15 protein-coding genes are annotated in these 18,047 nt (G+C 35.1%); 9 read left to right on the top strand and 6 right to left on the bottom strand.

Going from position 1 to position 18,047, the window contains the following annotated elements; genetic code table 11:
* Positions 1–52: 52 nt before the first annotated feature.
* Complete coding sequence (locus tag AC0608_RS07140) at positions 53–1,243, top strand: BaiN/RdsA family NAD(P)/FAD-dependent oxidoreductase (RefSeq protein WP_478288591.1); 1,191 nt, start codon at positions 53–55, stop codon at positions 1,241–1,243.
* Positions 1,244–1,306: 63 nt separating this feature from the next.
* On the opposite strand, the gene AC0608_RS07135 is transcribed toward AC0608_RS07140, so the two are convergent.
* From AC0608_RS07135 to AC0608_RS07125, 3 genes are all read right to left on the bottom strand, one after another.
* A complete protein-coding gene (locus AC0608_RS07135; protein ID WP_478288590.1) occupies positions 1,307–1,690 on the bottom strand; it encodes a DUF3037 domain-containing protein in 384 nt (127 codons plus the stop codon).
* Complete coding sequence (locus AC0608_RS07130) at positions 1,668–2,462, bottom strand: HipA family kinase (protein WP_478288589.1); 795 nt, start codon at positions 2,460–2,462, stop codon at positions 1,668–1,670. The genes AC0608_RS07135 and AC0608_RS07130 overlap by 23 nt, the downstream gene beginning before the upstream one ends.
* Before the next feature lie 271 nt (positions 2,463–2,733).
* Positions 2,734–3,588 carry an NAD(P)H-hydrate dehydratase gene (locus AC0608_RS07125; protein ID WP_478288588.1) on the bottom strand — a complete coding sequence of 285 codons (855 nt, stop codon included), beginning with the start codon at positions 3,586–3,588 and terminating at the stop codon, positions 2,734–2,736.
* A gap of 297 nt (positions 3,589–3,885) precedes the next feature.
* On the opposite strand from AC0608_RS07125, the gene gcvT reads away from it, so the two are divergent.
* From gcvT to AC0608_RS07105, 4 genes are all read left to right on the top strand, one after another.
* On the top strand, positions 3,886–4,968 hold the full coding sequence (gcvT, locus tag AC0608_RS07120) for a glycine cleavage system aminomethyltransferase GcvT (RefSeq protein WP_478288587.1): 1,083 nt from the start codon (positions 3,886–3,888) through the stop codon (positions 4,966–4,968).
* 6 nt (positions 4,969–4,974) lie between these two features.
* Entirely contained in the window at positions 4,975–7,017 is a 2,043-nt protein-coding gene (locus AC0608_RS07115; protein ID WP_478288586.1) for a S41 family peptidase, read from the top strand.
* Between the two features lie 10 nt (positions 7,018–7,027).
* Positions 7,028–8,062, top strand: coding sequence for a hypothetical protein (locus tag AC0608_RS07110; protein ID WP_478288585.1), 1,035 nt, complete (start codon positions 7,028–7,030; stop codon positions 8,060–8,062).
* Between the two features lie 62 nt (positions 8,063–8,124).
* A complete protein-coding gene (locus AC0608_RS07105; RefSeq protein WP_417959960.1) occupies positions 8,125–8,838 on the top strand; it encodes a YebC/PmpR family DNA-binding transcriptional regulator in 714 nt (237 codons plus the stop codon).
* A 156-nt stretch (positions 8,839–8,994) separates the two neighbouring features.
* Here AC0608_RS07105 and capA read toward each other — a convergent pair whose 3' ends face one another.
* A complete protein-coding gene (gene capA / locus AC0608_RS07100) occupies positions 8,995–10,035 on the bottom strand; it encodes a cysteate synthase (RefSeq protein ID WP_478288584.1) in 1,041 nt (346 codons plus the stop codon).
* A 70-nt stretch (positions 10,036–10,105) separates the two neighbouring features.
* Positions 10,106–12,241 (bottom strand): S9 family peptidase, encoded by a 2,136-nt coding sequence (locus tag AC0608_RS07095; RefSeq protein WP_478288583.1) that lies wholly within the window; start codon positions 12,239–12,241, stop codon positions 10,106–10,108.
* A 70-nt stretch (positions 12,242–12,311) separates the two neighbouring features.
* On the opposite strand from AC0608_RS07095, the gene AC0608_RS07090 reads away from it, so the two are divergent.
* Complete coding sequence (locus AC0608_RS07090) at positions 12,312–12,632, top strand: YbaB/EbfC family nucleoid-associated protein (protein ID WP_417959957.1); 321 nt, start codon at positions 12,312–12,314, stop codon at positions 12,630–12,632.
* 65 nt (positions 12,633–12,697) lie between these two features.
* Here AC0608_RS07090 and AC0608_RS07085 read toward each other — a convergent pair whose 3' ends face one another.
* Positions 12,698–13,723, bottom strand: a complete 1,026-nt coding sequence (locus AC0608_RS07085; protein WP_417959956.1) for a threonine aldolase family protein — start codon at positions 13,721–13,723, stop codon at positions 12,698–12,700.
* 100 nt (positions 13,724–13,823) lie between these two features.
* Between AC0608_RS07085 and prfB the strand changes: the two genes are divergently transcribed.
* The 3 genes from prfB (at position 13,824) to AC0608_RS07070 (ending at position 17,900) form a co-directional block, all read left to right on the top strand.
* Positions 13,824–14,922 (top strand): peptide chain release factor 2 gene (prfB, locus tag AC0608_RS07080; RefSeq protein WP_417959955.1). Its coding sequence is split into 2 segments (ribosomal slippage): positions 13,824–13,886 and positions 13,888–14,922, totalling 1,098 coding nucleotides; the frame shifts between segments, so codons are not numbered across the junction.
* 187 nt (positions 14,923–15,109) lie between these two features.
* Positions 15,110–16,108, top strand: a complete 999-nt coding sequence (gene lpxD, locus AC0608_RS07075) for a UDP-3-O-(3-hydroxymyristoyl)glucosamine N-acyltransferase (RefSeq protein WP_417959954.1) — start codon at positions 15,110–15,112, stop codon at positions 16,106–16,108.
* 163 nt (positions 16,109–16,271) lie between these two features.
* On the top strand, positions 16,272–17,900 hold the full coding sequence (locus AC0608_RS07070) for an acyl-CoA carboxylase subunit beta (RefSeq protein WP_417959953.1): 1,629 nt from the start codon (positions 16,272–16,274) through the stop codon (positions 17,898–17,900).
* Positions 17,901–18,047 lie beyond the last annotated feature (147 nt).

Raw genomic sequence — 18,047 nt, 5'->3', positions numbered from 1 at the left:
TATAAAACCCCATATCAGGGATAATAGGTAAAACAAAACCTATTTTTGTGGTGTGAAGAAATCAGTTTCAATTATTGGAGGAGGACCAGCAGCACTTTTACTCGCAGCTTTTTTGGATTGTGAGAAATTTACCGTGACCATTTACGAGAAAAACAAAACGCTGGGGAGAAAATTTCTGGTGGCCGGAAAAGGAGGATTTAACCTTACCCATTCAGAACCCATTGCTGAAATGATCGCGCGTTATACACCACCTCATTTTCTGGAAAAAGCACTCCTTGATTTTGATAACAACGATTTTCGAAAGTGGATTGATTCCATCGGTATTGCAACATACATCGGCAGCAGCAAACGCGTGTATCCTGACTGTGGTATCAAACCCATAACGGTGTTCAACGCAATACTGAATGTTCTCGAAAAACAAGGGGTTATTATACAATACCAACATACTTGGAAAAGTTGGACAAGTAACGATGCTATCGTTTTCAATGCAGATACCGAAATAAAATCAGATTACACTATTTTTGCACTAGGCGGTGGGAGCTGGAAAGTAACCGGTTCTGATGGCACTTGGCTTAGCTTATTCGAAAAGCAAAGTATTCCTATCGTTCCTTTTCAATCTTCGAATTGTGCGTATCGTGTGAACTGGCCGGAAGATTTTATTTTGGAACATGAAGGCAGTCCGCTCAAAAATATTGCGATTAGCTGTTTGAATAAAAAGCAAAAAGGTGAAGCGGTTATCACGCGTTTCGGTTTAGAAGGGAATGCTATTTATGCCCTTAGTCCACAAATCAGAGAGGAATTGCAGAGGCAACAAAAGGCAACTGTATTTCTGGATATGAAACCAACGTTGCGGTGTGATGATTTGCTTCAAAAGATCAAAAAATCAACTTTTAAAAAGACGAGCGAAACACTACAAAAAGAAGTTAAATTGAGTCCTGCCCAGATTGGTCTTTTGAAAAAATACCTTTCGAAAGAAACCTACCTAAATCCGGAATTATTAGCCCAAAACATTAAAAAATTAAGTCTCGAAATAACCGGTTCTGCATTTTTAAACGACGCAATATCTACCACAGGCGGTGTTCAACTAATTGCCGTGGATGAAAATTTTCAATTGAAAAATAAAAAACACAATTATTGTATTGGCGAAATGCTGGATTGGGATGCGCCCACTGGCGGTTATCTGCTGCAGGCTTGCTTTAGTATGGGCATGCATCTTGCGCGTCACCTAAATACTCTTCCTTAATTATAATTTTTGTAAAAGTATTTTTATTGATCTAACTGACTTATAAACAGTTTTAAAATTTATTTACAATACCATTTCTTCAAATAAGCGTTGTGTGGTTTGCTCCAAATCATCACACAATCCCGGATGCGGTCTTGAGGTTTGAATGGCGGAGCTGCGAAGTGCTGTCAACCAACGAAAACGCGATGGAATATCAAATTCTCCTATTGGCCCACCTGATTTTTCGCCATGCGCCACGTTTTCAAATGCCTGTAAGTTTAGGTGTAATTGTTCTAAATCTAAATCGGCTAAAAAAAGTTGCAGTTTGGCTTCGTTCATCGAATAAAGGACTTTTATAAACTTCGCTTTCTTACAAAAGACAATAATGCCCACGTTAAGGAATTCTTCGCGTTCTACCCTTGGTACAACCCGGATTACGGCATATTCATATAAGTGCTTCTCTTGCATTTTGTGCTTCGTTTATAAAAATTTCGGAATGGTTTAGACGTATGGATAAAAACTGAAAATAGACTTCTCGAAGTGCTTCAGGAGTTGCATCAATATCTTCCCATTGTAACCAATCCTCTGGTATTAGGTTCACAATATCATGTAATACATCGTTAGTCAATATTTTTTTAAATATTGCATCTGTCTCCGATAGCATAGAAGCTTGAGGCAATAAAACATGGTCCTTAATTAGTGCGAAAGGACTCTGTGCATGTGTTCGCCAATTGGTCCACGAATGATGAAAATAAAGTGAAGCACCGTGATCAATTAACCATAACTCTTTGTGCCAAATCAGCATGTTGGTATTTCTAAATGTTCGGTCTACATTAGTAATAAAAGCATCTAGCCAAACAATTTGAGAAGCTGATTTTGGGTCAACCACCGTTACAACTGGATCAAAATTAATGGCCCCAGATAAATAATGAAGTGCTAAATTAAGCCCCTGACTGCCTTGAAGTAAATCTTGAATTTCTTCATCGCCTTCTGAACGCCCAAAAGCTTCATCAAGATTTGCAAAAACGAGTTCTGGCATTTTTAGGTTTAAAACATGGGCAATTTCTCCGCCAATTAATTCGGCAATTAAGGCTTTTACACCGTGTCCGGCACCTTTGAATTTCAAAACATATTTAAAATCATCATCGGCTTCAGCGAGCGCAGGCAAGGAACCACCTTCCCGCAAAGGAGTGATGTATCGCGTAACATTTACGGTTCTAAGGTTGAGACTGGTTTTCATAATCTGAATTTGCTTGGACACAAACTTACAACTAAGTGAGATGAATTTAAATACAATTTTAAAGAATAATTACTCTCAGTTTGTTGTTCCAATGTAAGAGGAATCACATTCAACTATTTTTATACCCTACTGGATATTATCCGTATCATAAAATAAAATGCCAGTTTAACAATGAATTGAATATCATTAACAATAAAGATATTTGTACTTAATCACAATGAGAAATGGAGCTAGAAAGAGATAGTTAAAAAAGGAGAATTAGAAACAACAGCTACTTTATATTTTCTAAACTCAAAAACGCTTTTCCAATATTCGCGATAACATCTGACGCAATAAAAGACTGATAACCTGTTTCGGGTAGCGCAATATCAGCCGTCAGACCGTGAAGGTAAACTCCAAGAATTGCAGCATTAATGGGTTCATACGATTGTGCCAATAAACTGGTAACCATTCCCGTTAGAACATCGCCTGTTCCAGCGGTTGCAAGAGCCGGATTTCCTGTTGTATTTTCATAGACAGTATCACCATCAATGATACGAGTGGGTGCACCTTTCATTATGATGATAATACGGTATTGTTTTGAAAAAGAAACTGTTTTAGTCATTTTCTCCTCTTCAGTATTCCATTTTCCTATCAACCGTTCCAGTTCTTTTGGGTGTGGTGTTAAGATTGTTTTAGGCTGTATCAAAGCGAGTAGTTTTTTATTTTTAGAGATACAATTTAATGCATCGGCATCGATCACTAATGGAGACACATTTATTTTTAAAAATTGATACAAGGCGTTTTGAGTTTCAACTGCCTGACCTAAACCGGGACCAATTCCAATGGCTTGTGGAATAATATCAAAAGTAATATCGGAGATTAATTTTTCCTGACTGTCCGTCAAAACCATTACTTCTGGAATAGCTGTTTGAAGAATGTTATATCCACATTTTGGAATAAAAACGGAGACAAGCCCACAACCCGTTTTCAAACAAGCCTTCGAAGACAAACTGATTGCTCCTATTTTTCCATAAGTTCCGCCTATGATTAAAGCGTGTCCCTGAATTCCTTTGTGCGTTTGCTTGTCTGGTCGTTTGTACCGTTTCAGGATTTCGTTTTGGTCGATGTAAATGAAATTCGTCATGGAAATTTGTTTATTTAAAATTACGAATTTAATAGGAAACAAATTCGTTAATGGAACCGAAATTCCCTAGCTCTGATAAAGCGACATCCTTTATCTAAAGCTTCCAGACTTAATAAGGCTGTAAGCTTTAGATAAAGATAGAGCGAATAGCAGGAAATAGCTCCTAAAAAAGGCAATAAATACTAGATCCCGAATTGTTCCGAAAACGTTTGAATCTTTAAACTTTGCTTGACTAAGACTTTGTTACCCAAAATAAAATCAATAAATTAGCCACTTCAAATTTTAGACAAAAATATAATGAAAAATACTGCACTTACGCACATACACGAGAGTTTGGGAGCAAAAATGCTTCCGTTTGCCGGATACAACATGCCCATTTTATATGAAGGAGTAAATGCGGAACATGAAACCGTGCGCAATGCCGTGGGTGTTTTTGACGTGTCCCACATGGGCGAATTCTTGCTTACGGGTCCAGATGCCTTGGCTTTGATTCAGAAAGTGACTTCGAATGATGCTTCAACTTTGACCATTGGCAAAGCACAATATTCTTGTTTACCCAACAATGACGGTGGAATTGTAGATGATTTGATTGTTTATAAAATGAAGGATGATCAGTATTTATTGGTCGTAAATGCTTCAAATATTGAGAAAGATTGGAATTGGATTTCAGCTCATAATGATATGGGCGTGGAGATGAAAAACATCTCCGAAGAGTATTCCTTACTAGCAATTCAAGGCCCTAAAGCGGTTGAAGCGATGCAATCCCTTACATCAAAAGATTTATCTGCTATTCCTTACTACCATTTTGAGGTAGGCGATTTTGCAGGTATCGAAAATGTAATTATTTCGGCAACAGGATATACCGGTTCTGGAGGTTTTGAAATCTATTGTAAAAATTCAGAAGTAGAACAAATATGGAATAAAGTATTTGATGCAGGTGCGCCATTTGGAATTAAACCAATTGGTCTTGCAGCTCGTGATACGTTACGATTAGAAATGGGTTTTTGTTTGTACGGAAATGACATCAACGACACTACTTCTCCTCTTGAAGCGGGTTTAGGATGGATTACTAAGTTTACAAAAGAATTTACCAATTCAGAAAACCTAAAAAAGCAAAAAGAAGTGGGTGTTACTAAAAAATTAGTTGCTTTTGAAATGCAAGAACGTGCAGTGCCAAGACACGATTACGAAATTGTCAATGCAGCTGGAAATACAATTGGAATTGTAACCTCAGGAACTATGTCGCCATCGATGAATATAGGAATTGGTTTAGGTTATGTAACGATTGAAAACAGTGCTTTGGAGAGTGATATCTTTATCAGAATTCGTAAAAATGACGTTCCTGCCAAAGTAGTAAAATTACCTTTTTATAAGAAATAAAAATAAATGAAGAAACTTTTACTCGTCTTTTTATTGACTACATTTTCACTTTTGAGTCAAAATGATGCAAAAACGTGTGAATTGGTTTCTAAAATAAATACGTTACTCCAGCGGGAGCATTATCAACCAAAACCGATAGACGATAGTTTATCGGTTTTTGTATTTGATAGCTTTATGGATGTTTTGGATTCTAATCGAAATTTATTTACGAAAATAGAATATCAAAAACTATGTGAGCATAGACTTCTACTGGATAATTCTATTTTACAAAACAATTGTTCCTTTATGAATGATTTTGTTTCTGTTTATAAATTAGCGCTAACCAGAAAGAAAAAAGTTTTAGAGAAAATTCAAAAAGAATCTTTTGATTATTCTACGAATGACTCTGTAAAATTCTCAAAGAAAAACTTTCCTTTTGATTTAGTGGTAACTGATTTAGAACGCGTTTGGAAAAAGAGAATTCGGTATGATATTCTGGAAGATATTTCAAAGTTAAGCACTAATTTAGATTCATTGACCCAAAATTTTACAGCACTCGAAAAAACAACCAAAGAAAAACTCTTTGATTCTAATTTATGTCAAGTTAACAGCATTTTAGAAACCAAAAATCGAATAGAAGACGATCTTCAAAATAGTTTTCTAAATTTATTTTGCACCTATTTTGACCCACATTCTAATTATTTTTCATTAGCTGCTAAATCGAGCTTCATGTCCGGTTTGTCAACCAGTACACTCTCGTTAGGATTGAATGTTGGTTTTAATGATAAAGAGGAACTTGTAGTACAAGAAATTGTTCCTGGCGGTCCTGCAGCAAAAACAAATAAATTTGACAAAGAAGATCTAATTCTGAAAGTTTCCAATGCCAAAGGAACAGAATATACCGTTTCCTGTGCTTCAATTGAAAAAATTGGAGAATTGATTTTTTTAGATTCGAATACTGAGATTGAACTGACCATTCAAAAAAAAAATGGGACAATTTTAAATGTTTTTCTTCGAAAACAATTGATGAAAGCAACTGAAAATGCCGTTTACAGTTATATTGCCGAAAAAGAAACGAAAATTGGTTACATCAACATCCCAAGTTTTTACTCTAATTTTGATGGACATACCGTTCAAGGTTGTGCGGACGACGTTGCAAAAGAAATTGCAAAACTTCAAAAAGAAAATATTAAAGGTTTAGTAATTGATCTTCAAAATAATGGAGGTGGCTCCATTGAAGAAGCGATTAAATTAGCGGGGATGTTTATAGATATTGGTCCCTTATCCGTTTTAGTAGACAGCAAAGACAATCAAACTATCCTAAAAGATTACAATCGAGGTACTGTTTATACTGGACCTATGGTATTATTAATTAATGGCAATTCAGCATCGGCAAGCGAGTTTTTTGCGGCTACTATTCAGGATTACAACCGAGGAATTATCATTGGAAGTTCCTCATTAGGAAAAGCTACGATGCAGTCTATTTTACCTTTGGATGAAAAAAACCAACAAGATTTCGTAAAAATTACGATTGAAAAATTTTATAGAATTACTGGTAAGAGCCATCAAATAAAGGGAATTATACCGGATATTGTACTCCCAGTTTTATTTGACAGTATCATTAACCGTGAAATCAGCTATAAAACAGCTTTCAAAAATGACGTCATCAGTACCAAAGCCCGATTTAATCCATTGCCTAAAACCCATTTCTCTGAAGTCATTCAATTAAGTACTTCCCGGTTAAAAAACACTTCTCGTTTTAATGAAATAAGTTTGCTTAATAAACAAATAAATGCGCTGTATAACAATCCTAAAAAACCGACTCGATTAGCATTCAAAGATGTATTTGAGGATGTTCACGAAATTGACCCTCTTTGGAAAAAGATTAAAAAAATAGTGGATCGTGAAAGTAATTTTACCCTATCTAATACTTCCTATGATTTAGAAAAATTAAAATTTGATCCTTTCCAGCAAGATCTAAATTCGTATAAAATTAAGAATCTAAAAAACAGTCCTTATTTAGAAGAAGCAATTGCAATACTGACTGATTATAATACTTTAACTAAATAACCCAAAAAATATGAAACCAAACTTTACTGTACTCCTGTTTTTGCTTTCTATAACCATTTGTTCAGCCCAAGAATTTAAAACACCCGTGGATTATTTAAATTTCATAGGCAAAGAAACAGATGTTATTTCAAGAACTACCTGGAAATACACCTCAGCGGTTGCACACAGCAGAAATGCTAGAAAAATTGATGTTACCCGAAAAAACTTGGTGAAAAGCATTCAAAATACGGCTAAAAAAATTGAACTTTTAAAAGATGGATATAAAGGCGATGTGGAATATAAAAATCAATTGCTCGCATATTTATCCATTTCTGAAAAACAAATCAATCAGGAATATGAGAAAATTATAAACATGCAAGAAGTAGCAGAACAATCCTATGATTTTATGGAAGCTTTTATCCTAGCGAGGGATTTAGTCAACAACAAAATCAATGAGGAAGTTAATAAATTGAATGCCAACCAAAAAATATTTGCTAATAAATATGGTATCCAAATTGGCGAAGACAAAAGTGAACTGGGTAAAAAGATGAAAATCTCCAATGAAGTTTTTGAAAACCACACCCAATTATTCCTGATCTTTTTTAAAGTGAATTTTACAGAATCTGTTTTAATGAAAGCCATTACCGATAAAAATTTGAATGCCATACAACAAAACAGCAATGCATTAGACCAATATTCGAGAGAAGGATTGGATAAACTAAAAACATTCCAGGCATACAAAAACGATTTGATATTGGTAAATGCTACTAAAAAAATATTGGAATTCAATAAAAAAGAAGCATTAGAATTTGCTCCCGGTGTAGTTTCTTTTATGATGTTGAATCAAAAGTTTCAGGAAAGTAAAAAAACAATGGATAACAAATCCCCAAACGCCAGATCAAAAGAAGAAATTGATACTTTTAATAAGCTGGTAAACGAATTGAACAAAGAAGTTGGTACCTATAATAAACTCAATACAAAGTTTAATACAGAACGCACCAATCTCATCACTAGCTGGAACACAACAGCTACCAATTTTATTTCAAAACATGTTCCAATTGAATAGTAAAAACATTTGAAAAAATAACTAATAACTGTATTTTTGCAGTTCAAAATAATAAATTAGAAATGGGAAGAGCGTTTGAGTTTAGAAAAGGAAGAAAAATGAAACGTTGGTCTGCAATGGCCAAAGCATTTACCAGAATTGGTAAAGATATTGTAATGGCAGTAAAGGAAGGCGGTCCCAATCCTGATGCCAATTCCAGATTAAGAGCTGTTATTCAAAACTCCAAGGCAGTGAATATGCCAAAAGAGAACGTTGAGCGAGCGATTAAAAAAGCTACTGACAAAGATACAGCGAACTATAAAGAAGTTTTATTTGAAGGATATGCACCTCATGGAATAGCAATTCTTGTAGAAACTGCAACTGACAACAACAATAGAACGGTTGCAAACATTCGTAGTTATTTTAATAAATGCAATGGCACTATGGGAACACAAGGTTCGGTTGAATTCATGTTTGACCATACATGTAATTTTAGAATTCCGGCAAATGGAATTGATCCTGAAGAACTAGAATTAGAACTAATCGATTTTGGTGCTGAAGAAGTTTTTGAAGATGAAGACGGTATTTTAATCTATGCCCCTTTTGGAAGTTTTGGAACCATCCAAAAAGAATTAGAAAATAGAAGTCTAGAAATTCTTTCTTCCGGTTTTGAAAGAATCCCTCAAATAACAAAGAAACTTACAGCAGCACAAGTAGCTGATGTAGAGAAGTTAATTGAAAAAATAGAAGAAGATGACGATGTGATGAATGTATACCATACAATGGAAGAAGCTTAGACTTCTTCCAAAAGAGAAAATAAGAATAAAGACTTCAAAGTGATACTTTGGAGTCTTTTTTTTGCTATTGCTATTTATTAAAACAAAAAAACTCCAAAAAAAATTTGGAGTTTTTGATAAATTTTTAAAGTTTAACAATCTAAGAAATTAAAAGATCTATTTTATGAATTCAATTTTCTGAACCTCTTCTTCGTTAATACTGTCAAAGAAACCTTGTTCGTTCATCCAGTCATCACTGAACACTTTACTCATGTAACGAGAACCGTGGTCTGGAAAAATGGCAATTACATTACTATTTTTATCAAACTCCCCTTCTTCAGCATATTGCCTGATAGCTTGCATAACAGCTCCGGACGTATAACCTACAAAAAGCCCTTCTTTCTTGACAATTTCTCTGGCTGCATGTGCACTTTCTTCATCAGTTACTTTCATGAATTTGTCAATAATATCAAAATCCGTTGCAGATGGAATTAAATTTTTACCTAATCCTTCAATTCGGTAAGGATAAATTTCATCGTTATCGAATTCTCGTGTTTCATGGTATTTTTTTAACACTGAACCAAAAGCATCAACACCTAGAATTTTAATACCTGGATTTTGTTCTTTTAAATACTTCGCTGTTCCTGAAATTGTTCCTCCTGTTCCGCTGCATGCAATCAGGTGGGTAATGTTACCGTTCGTCTGTTTCCAAATTTCCGGACCTGTTGATTTATAATGCGCATCAACATTCAATTGATTAAAATACTGATTGATATAAACCGACCCCTTCGTTTCTTCATGCAACCGTTTAGCAACATTATAATAGGATCGTTCATCATCAGCAGATACGTGTGCGGGACATACATAAACTTTAGCTCCCAAACTGCGTAACATGTCAATTTTATCTTTAGAGGATTTAGAACTAACCGCAAGAATACAGTTATATCCTTTAATAATACTGACCATTGCCAGACTAAAACCCGTATTCCCAGAAGTGGTTTCTATTATGGTATCACCCGGTGCTAGAATACCTCTTTTTTCAGCTTCTTCAATTATATATAATGCGATTCTATCTTTGGAGGAATGTCCTGGATTAAAAGCCTCAACCTTTGCGTAGAAATTTCCTTCTAGGTCTTCAGTGACTTTATTGAGCTTAATAAGTGGAGTATTACCTATTAATTCTAAGACATTATTATAAGCAGTTATTTCTTTTTTCATAAAAAAATAGTTAGTCGCAGCAATTTTTAATTAAACCACGAACGTTGCAAATTTAACAAAAATAATCTAATTAGTTTTTTATTTCTTCTAAATCTAATAAAAAACTATATTCTTTAGCTAGCTCTTTCAGTGCTTCAAACCGTCCTGAAGCGCCACCATGACCAGCATCCATATTAGTATTCAAGTATAAAACAGTATCATTAGTTTTTTTTGTTCTTAACTTTGCAACCCATTTTGCAGGCTCCCAATATTGTACTTGTGAATCATGAAGTCCAGTAGAAACAAACATATTAGGATACCTTTTAGCATCTACATTATCATAAGGGGAGTACGACAACATATAATCATAATATTTTTTCTGGTTTGGATTTCCCCACTCATCATACTCTCCTGTGGTAAGCGGAATAGTATCATCCAGCATTGTAGTAATCACATCGACAAATGGGACTTGAGCAATTACACCATTGTATAATTCTGGAGCCATATTGACAACCGCTCCCATCAACAACCCACCCGCAGAGCCACCTTCAGCATACAAGTGTTGAGGAGAAGTATATTTTTCTTGAATTAAAAACTTAGAGCAGTCAATAAAATCAGTAAACGTATTTTTCTTTTTTAATAATTTACCGTCTTCATACCATTGTCTTCCCAAATCCTCACCTCCGCGTATGTGTGCTATTGCAAAAACAAAACCTCTATCCAAAATAGACAAGCGGGTCGATGAAAAATAAGCATCCATTGTAACTCCATACGAACCATAGGCATAAAGCAGTAATGGATTTTTTCCATCTTTTTTTAATCCTTTTCTATATACCATCGAAATTGGCACTTTAGTTCCATCAGTAGCTGTAGCCCAAATGCGTTCTTCGATATAATTATTTTTATCAAATTTGCCGCCAAGCACTTGTTGCTCCTTCTTGATTTCTTTCTCTTTGGTTTTCATATTAAAATCAATAACTGAAGATGGCGTTGCTAATGATTGGTAACTGTAACGCAAAATGTCCGTTTCGAAATCGACATTAGTTGTAGTATACGCACTATAGGTTTCGCTACCAAAAGGCAAATAGTATTCCTCATCACCATTCCAAGGCATAATCCGAATGTGATTCAATCCATTAGAGCGTTCCTCTACAACTAAAAAATTTCTAAAAATTTCTATATCTTCTAATAAGACTTCTTTTCTGTGTGGAATGACATCTTTCCAATTTTCTTTTGCAGTAGCGCTCTCCGGCGTTTTCATCATCTTGAAATTAGTTGCCTTATCTTTATTGGTCAAGATGTAAAAGGAATCTCCAAAATGGGAAATACTATATTCTAAGCCTCTAACTCTGGGCTGAAAAATTACAAATTCTCCATCCGGAGTGTCTGAATTTAATATCCTGTACTCTGTTGTTAAGGTACTCCCAGATCCAATTACGATGTATTTTTTTGATTTCTCTTTACCCACTGAAACATTAAAAGTTTCATCTTTTTCATCAAAAACTAATACATCTTCTGCCGTATCAGTCCCTAATTTATGCTTGAAAACTTTATCTGATCGCAATGTAATTTTATCCTGTCTGGTATAAAATAGCGTCTTATTATCATTGGCCCAAACAGAGCTTCCAGTAGCGTTTTCAATTTTATCCGAAAGGATTTCTCCTGTTTCCAAGTTTTTTATTTGTATTGTATAAATACGTCTGCCAACTGCATCCACACCAAAACTCGCAAATTTATTATCTGGACTCACACTTAAACCACCTAATTGAAAGTAAGAATGGTCTTTTGCCAAGTCATTGCAATTGAATAAAATTTCTTCATTGGCAAAAAGGCTACCTTTTTTTCGAGAATAAATAGGATAATCTTTTCCAGTTTCAAAACGGGTAATATAATAATAACCATTGTATAAATAAGGAACTGATTGATCGTCTTCCTTAATACGCCCCTTCATTTCTTCATACAGTTCCTTTTGGAAACCTTTAGTATCCGCAGTCATAGTATCGTAGTAGGTATTTTCCTGATTTAAATACTCTATTACTTCCGGATTTTCTCTGTCGTTTAACCAGAAATAATTGTCTATTCTTTTTTCGTTGTGTTTCTCTAAAGTTTTAGGAATGATTTTAGCTATTGGTGTAGGACTATTTTTTGACATTTGTTGTGCTTTGATATTAGTAATTGATGCTGCAAAAATAATACAAAGACAACTTATCATCAGTTTATTTTTCATGTATATTTTTTTGATTTTGACTATGCAATATAGTAATTTTGTATATTAATTTAATTTAAAAAAATTAGACATGGATTTAATGGGAATGATGGGAAAACTTAGAGAGACCCAACAAAAGATAGAAGAAACAAAAAAACGTTTGGATACCGTTCTTGTAGAAGAACAAAGTAACGACACCTTATTAAAAGTAACGTTAACTGCCAATAGAAAAATTAAGTCAATTACTATAGATGATACTTTATTAGAAGATAAAGATCAATTGGAAGACTATTTAATTTTAGTGTTGAACAAAGCAATTGAAAAAGCAACGGACCTTAATCAAGCTGAACTTGATGCTGTTGCAAAAATGGATATGCCAATGATTCCTGGAATGGATGATTTGTTTAAATAAATAAAGTATAGGGTTTAACGTTTTTGACAATCCTAAACCGTTAAACCCTAAACAAATTTTTTAAACTATAGTACCATTTTTTGCAACGTTTCTAAAACATAGGTATGCATTACCTCTCTGTAATCCAGATGCGTCACTATTCTGAGTTTTCCGTGCCCCATAGAACTAATTGAGATATTTTTTTGTTTCAATAATTCAATTAAATTCTTTTCGTCATAATGTGGAACTAATGAAAAAATTAAAATATTAGTTTCTACTGGTTCTACTGAAGCTACCCAGTTCACCTTTTTCAATACTTGGGCAATTTCTTTGGCTCTTCTATGATCTTCAGCAAGACGTTCTATATTATTATCCAAAGCATAAATTCCTGCTGCGGCCAAATACCCTACTTGACGCATGCCTCCACCTAATATTTTTCGGATTCGCAATGCCCTGTGAATAGTAGCTTTGTCTGCCAATAACACCGAACCAATTGGCGCCCCTAAACCTTTAGACAAACAAACCGAAATGGTATCAAATAATTTCCCAAAGTCTTTTGGATTTTGATTTTTGGCTACTAATGCATTCCAAATTCGAGCACCATCCAAGTGAAATTTCAAGTTATTTGCATCACAAACCTGCTTTATTTTTTGTAAATCCTCTAATTCATAACAAGCACCACCGCCTTTGTTAGTCGTATTTTCTACACAAACCAAACTCGTTAATGGGCTGTGATAAAACTCCGGATCATTAATTGCTCCAGCCACTTGTGCTGCAGTTATCATTCCGCGATTTCCGTCTAACAAACAACAGGAAACACCACTGTTAAAAGAAACGCCTCCACCTTCGTAATGATATACATGCGCATATTTATCCGCAATTAACTGTTCTCCAGGTTGCGTATGCAATTTTATAGCCGTTTGATTTGCCATTGTTCCCGATGGGAAGAAAAGTCCGGCTTCCATTCCAAACATTGCTGCAACTTTGGCCTCAAGTTCAATAACGGTCGGATCTTGTTTGTATACATCATCTCCAACTTTGGCTTTGAACATATACTGTAACATTTCATTTGAAGGCTTTGTGATTGTATCGCTAATTAAATTTATTTCCATTTTATTTTTTATTTGTGCTATTTTATTTGTGCCAGAAACTAGTTGCAATTTGTCTCTTAGCTAAATTTGTTTATTTTTGTCCGACAAAATTACATAATTTATGACAACTACCGAACAAATTAAAGGTATTGTAGAGCGCCTTGGTGCGTTGAGGAGGTATCTTTGACGTTGATGCCAAATTAATTGAAATTTCAAACGAAGAAGAAAAAACTTTTGCTCCAGACTTTTGGAATAACGCAAAAGATGCTGAAATCATTGTAAAGAATCTTCGGAATAAAAAAAAATGGATTGAAGATTACAATAAAGCAGTCGAAATGACGGACGAATTGCAACTTGCCTATGATTTTTATAAAGAAGGAGAACTTACCGGAGAAGAATTAGACGAACATTACATTGCTACTCAAGCGCACATTGAAGCAATAGAATTCAAAAATATGCTTTCGGATGAAGGCGATACTTTGAGTGCTGTTGTACAAATAACTGCTGGTGCCGGTGGAACTGAAAGTTGTGATTGGGCCGAAATGCTCATGCGCATGTACATGATGTGGGGTGAAAAATACAATTACAAAATAAAAGAACTGAATTTCCAAAAAGGAGAAGCTGCCGGTATAAAAACCGTAACACTCGAATTTGAAGGCGATTATTCCTTTGGTTATTTAAAAGGAGAAAATGGCGTACACCGATTGGTGCGTATTTCACCATTTGACAGTAATGCCAAGCGACACACGTCATTTGCCTCCGTTTATGTGTATCCGCTGGTAGATGATAGTATCGAAATTGATATTAATCCTGCTGATATTGAAATTACAACGTCGCGATCCAGTGGTGCTGGAGGACAAAATGTAAATAAAGTAGAAACTAAAGTACAATTGTTTCATAAACCAACCGGAATTCAAATACAATGTTCCGAAACCCGATCGCAACAAGACAACAGACAACGCGCCATGCAAATGTTACGGTCTCAATTATACGAAATTGAGTTAAAAAAGAAACAAGCACAACGCGCGGATATCGAAGCAGGAAAAATGAAAATAGAATGGGGATCCCAAATCAGGAATTATGTAATGCAACCTTACAAGCTAGTCAAAGATGTACGAACCGGTTATGAAACCAGTAATGTTGACGGCGTGATGAATGGGGAGATTGATGAGTTCTTGAAAGCCTATTTGATGATGATGGGGCAGAAAGAAGAAGAATAGCAATGTAGGCAGTACTACTTTTAAAAATAATTAAAGTCCCCTCAGCATTCCTTTATGGAAAGGTTTGTGGGGATTTTTTAATGGTATTAAAGAATGATTTTTTCCCAACGCAAAAAAACATTTGCAATTTCAACGTTAAATGATTTTATTTGGAAACGATAACAAATCCAAATCCAATAAATACGTAATGAAATCCTACACAATTCAAGAAATCAACACGATTCTTAATGGAGTAATTATAGGGAACACAACCCAAAAAATTACAGCTCCAGAACAATTAGAAATGGCCAATACCACCGAAATTTCATTTATTGGAAACAAAAAATATGAAAAATTATGGACTACATCAAATGCTTGCGTAGCGGTTGTTAATGAAGATATCAGTATCGAACCGGGAGAAAACAAGGCTTTTATAAAGGTAAAAAATGCTGATTTAGCCATGTCACAGGTATTGGAGCTTTTTGCGCCTCCTACTCCTCTATTTCACATTGACATTCATCCCACCGCAACAATAGATCAAACTGCCACTATTTGCAATGGAGCCCGAATTGGTGCAGGTTCTTATATTGGTCCTAAAGTTGTAATTGGCGACAACACTACAATTTATCCCAATGTGACTATTCTTGATGAATGTACCATAGGAAAAAACACGGTTATTTGGTCTGGAACCGTTATTAGAGAACGTTGCCATATAGGTAATGATTGCATAGTACATCCCAATGCTACTATTGGTGCCGATGGTTTTGGCTTTCGCCCTGATCCGCAAAGAGGTTTGGTGAAAATACCGCAAATTGGAAACGTGATTATTGGCAATAGTGTTGAAATTGGCGCTAATACTTGCGTTGATAGAGGGAAATTTAGCTCTACCGTTTTAGGTGACGGTTGTAAAATTGATAATTTAGTCCAAATTGGTCATAACAGTAAACTCGGAAAGTTTTGCATCATGGCTGGAAATAGTGGATTGGCAGGTTCAGTAACGTTGGGTAACGGTGTTATAATTGGTGGAAGTGCTTCAATAAAAGACCACACAACTATAGGTGACGGTGCCATTGTAGGTGCTGGATCTGGTGTAACAGGAGATATTCCTGCTGGAAAAACCATGTTAGGATACCCTGCTGTCGAGGCACGTGATGCATTGAAACAATGGGCAATTTTAAAAAGACTCGTCAATGAATCTAAAAAATAAACGTGTCTTTTTTATTAAATTCATAAAAAAACAGGAGTTCGCTTCTGTTTTTTTGTTTTAATAGTAAACATAAATCGATTTTCGTCGTTTACAGTTTAAATTAATAAAAAATATTTAGTTGGATTTTGTATTTTAGCGCAAACTTTCTTAATATTATTTCATCATGGATTTGAACTTCAACAAAAACGAAGACCACAATAAACTTTTACTATCCGCTTTACGTCAAAAACTAAGCATTGTTAAATTGGGCGGCGGTGAAAAACGCATCCAAAAATTACACGGCGAAGGCAAAATGACCGCACGCGAACGAATCGATTATTTATTGGATCCAAAAGCGAAAAGTATTGAAATTGGGGCATTTGTTGGGGAAGGAATGTATGCCGAACATGGTGGTTGTCCCTCAGGTGGTGTTGTAGTTAAAATTGGATATATTAGAGGTAAGCAATGCATCGTTGTTGCTAATGATGCTACTGTAAAAGCAGGTGCTTGGTTCCCAATCACTGCTAAAAAAAACCTGCGCGCTCAAGAAATTGCTATGGAAAATAGATTACCAATTATCTATTTAGTGGATAGTGCTGGCGTTTATTTGCCTTTGCAAGATGAAATTTTCCCGGACAAAGAACATTTTGGACGTATTTTTAGAAACAATGCCCAAATGAGCAGCATGGGAATTACCCAAATTGCTGCCGTAATGGGAAGTTGCGTTGCCGGAGGTGCCTATTTGCCAATCATGAGTGATGAAGCTTTAATTGTTGAAAAAACGGGTAGTATTTTCTTAGCAGGAAGCTACTTAGTCAAAGCAGCTATTGGCGAAAGCATCGATAATGAAACATTAGGCGGAGCAACAACGCATTGTGAAATTTCAGGAGTTACGGATTACAAAGCCAAAGATGACAAAGATGCGTTAGATAAAATAAAAAACATAGTTGACAAAATAGGAGACTTTGATAAAGCCGGTTACAGCCGAATTAAAGCAGAAAAGCCAGCATTAGACGAAAAGGAAATGTATGGTATTTTACCAAAAGCTCGAAATGAACAATATGACATGATGGAAATCATCAATCGTTTAGTTGACAATTCCGAGTTTGAAGCGTATAAAGAGGGTTACGGTCAAACTATTATTACCGGTTATGCCAGAATTGAAGGTTGGGCAGTGGGAATCATTGCCAACCAACGAAAAGTAGTAAAAACTAAAAATGGCGAAATGCAGTTTGGAGGCGTGATCTATTCGGATAGTGCAGACAAAGCCACCCGTTTCATCGCTAATTGCAACCAGAAAAAAATTCCTTTAGTTTTTATACAAGATGTAACTGGGTTTATGGTGGGATCTAAATCAGAACATGGCGGAATTATAAAAGATGGTGCAAAAATGGTGAACGCAGTATCAAATTCAGTTGTACCTAAATTTACGGTGATTGTAGGGAATTCCTATGGAGCTGGAAATTATGCCATGTGTGGAAAAGCGTATGATCCTAGATTAATTTTTGCCTGGCCAAGTGCAGAATTAGCTGTTATGGGCGGAACCCAAGCCGCTAAAGTATTGGCACAGATTGAAGCATCTTCACTCAAAGCAAAAGGAGAAGAGGTAGATGAAGTAAAAGAAAAAGAATTATTTGATAAGATAAAAGCTAGATATGATGAACAAGTTTCACCTTACTATGCTGCCTCTAGATTGTGGACAGATGCTATAATTGATCCTTTAGACACCAGAACTTGGATTTCTATGGGAATTGAAGCAGCTAACCACTCGCCTATTGAAAAAAAATTCAACTTAGGCGTAATACAGGTTTAACACTCGTTATCAAGTATTTAAAATAATATTTTGTAAATTTATGGCTGTTTTACAACTACATTTATAGTAGTTGTAAAACAGCCTTATTTATTATTTAACACCTAAAAATCTTCACTTAATTCATTTTACTAATCTAAAATTGATACA

Source organism: Flavobacterium sp. GNP008 (assembly GCF_056428965.1).
The sequence above is the reverse complement of the archived record's forward strand: the minus strand, read 5'-3'. Positions and strand labels throughout refer to the sequence as shown.

Coding starts and splice junctions, on each gene's coding strand:
- AC0608_RS07135 (WP_478288590.1), bottom strand. CDS start 1,690: ATGCAAGAGAAGCACTTATATGAATATGCCGTAATCCGGGTTGTACCA.
- AC0608_RS07125 (WP_478288588.1), bottom strand. CDS start 3,588: ATGACGAATTTCATTTACATCGACCAAAACGAAATCCTGAAACGGTAC.
- capA (WP_478288584.1), bottom strand. CDS start 10,035: ATGAAAAAAGAAATAACTGCTTATAATAATGTCTTAGAATTAATAGGT.
- AC0608_RS07115 (WP_478288586.1), top strand. CDS start 4,975: ATGAAGAAACTTTTACTCGTCTTTTTATTGACTACATTTTCACTTTTG.
- gcvT (WP_478288587.1), top strand. CDS start 3,886: ATGAAAAATACTGCACTTACGCACATACACGAGAGTTTGGGAGCAAAA.
- AC0608_RS07090 (WP_417959957.1), top strand. CDS start 12,312: ATGGATTTAATGGGAATGATGGGAAAACTTAGAGAGACCCAACAAAAG.
- lpxD (WP_417959954.1), top strand. CDS start 15,110: ATGAAATCCTACACAATTCAAGAAATCAACACGATTCTTAATGGAGTA.
- AC0608_RS07085 (WP_417959956.1), bottom strand. CDS start 13,723: ATGGAAATAAATTTAATTAGCGATACAATCACAAAGCCTTCAAATGAA.
- AC0608_RS07095 (WP_478288583.1), bottom strand. CDS start 12,241: ATGAAAAATAAACTGATGATAAGTTGTCTTTGTATTATTTTTGCAGCA.
- AC0608_RS07105 (WP_417959960.1), top strand. CDS start 8,125: ATGGGAAGAGCGTTTGAGTTTAGAAAAGGAAGAAAAATGAAACGTTGG.
- AC0608_RS07110 (WP_478288585.1), top strand. CDS start 7,028: ATGAAACCAAACTTTACTGTACTCCTGTTTTTGCTTTCTATAACCATT.
- AC0608_RS07070 (WP_417959953.1), top strand. CDS start 16,272: ATGGATTTGAACTTCAACAAAAACGAAGACCACAATAAACTTTTACTA.
- AC0608_RS07130 (WP_478288589.1), bottom strand. CDS start 2,462: ATGAAAACCAGTCTCAACCTTAGAACCGTAAATGTTACGCGATACATC.